The organism is Algoriphagus aurantiacus (assembly GCF_035156405.1).
Lineage (GTDB): Bacteria > Bacteroidota > Bacteroidia > Cytophagales > Cyclobacteriaceae > Algoriphagus > Algoriphagus aurantiacus.
In genome coordinates, this window is record NZ_JAXRUT010000079.1 from 1 (window position 1) to 847 (window position 847).

Genomic DNA, 847 nt, shown 5'->3' on the forward strand with positions numbered 1-847 from the left:
TACTAAAATTGATCCACCAATTCCTTCGAGCCGGACTGATGCAGGGAGGAGTTGAGACACAGCGAATAGCGGGAACTCCGCAAGGAGGTCCACTATCTCCGCTGTTGTCAAACATAGTCCTTGACGAGCTGGATAAAGAGCTGGAAGTGAGAGGTCTGAGCTTTGTACGGTATGCAGACGACTGTAACATCTTCGTGGGAAGTGAAAGATCAGCACACAGAGTGCTGAAATCAATGACCACCTTTATCGAAAAGAGGCTTAAGCTGAAAGTGAACCTGGAGAAGAGCGGAGTCCGCAAATGTGACCATGTCAAATTCTTGGGTCACACCATCATGGGAGATGGTAAAATCCGGATAGCGGACAAAAGCATCCTTAGGTTCAAGACAAAGATCAGGGAAGTGACCAAGCGCAACCGGGCGATCCCGCTCGGCAGGCTCGTCGGGGAACTGAACCTGATCATCCAAGGCTGGGCCACCTACTTCCGAAGATGCAACACATGGCTGAGTGCCCTGAGAGAAATGGACGGATGGATACGCAACCGGCTCAGGTGCTATGCACTGAAACTACACGGAAGGAACTATCCGACATACCGTTTCCTCAGATCCCTCGGACTAGCTGCAAATCAATCCTGGAACGCCGTAAGATTTTATGGTTGGTGGCCTATGGCCAACCTGCCTTACGTTCGAAATGGCATGGGGCTGGCATGGTTCGCAGGTTTAGGTCTGCGATCTTTAGTCGCTGTACAGAAAGGTTAATCAATAGAGGAAACCGCCGTGGTACGTTAAAGCGTATGCCCGGTGGTGTGGGGGGGACGGCGGTAAATCACCGCCTACCCATCCCGATTAAC

The 847-nt window shown here is 51.4% G+C and carries 1 protein-coding gene; it reads left to right on the plus strand.

The annotated features are described in order from the left end of the window. Positions 1–755, plus strand: a 755-nt coding sequence (locus SYJ56_RS25810) for a reverse transcriptase domain-containing protein (RefSeq protein ID WP_323839287.1), incomplete at its 5' end; no start/stop codon positions are given. Positions 756–847: the final 92 nt, after the last annotated feature.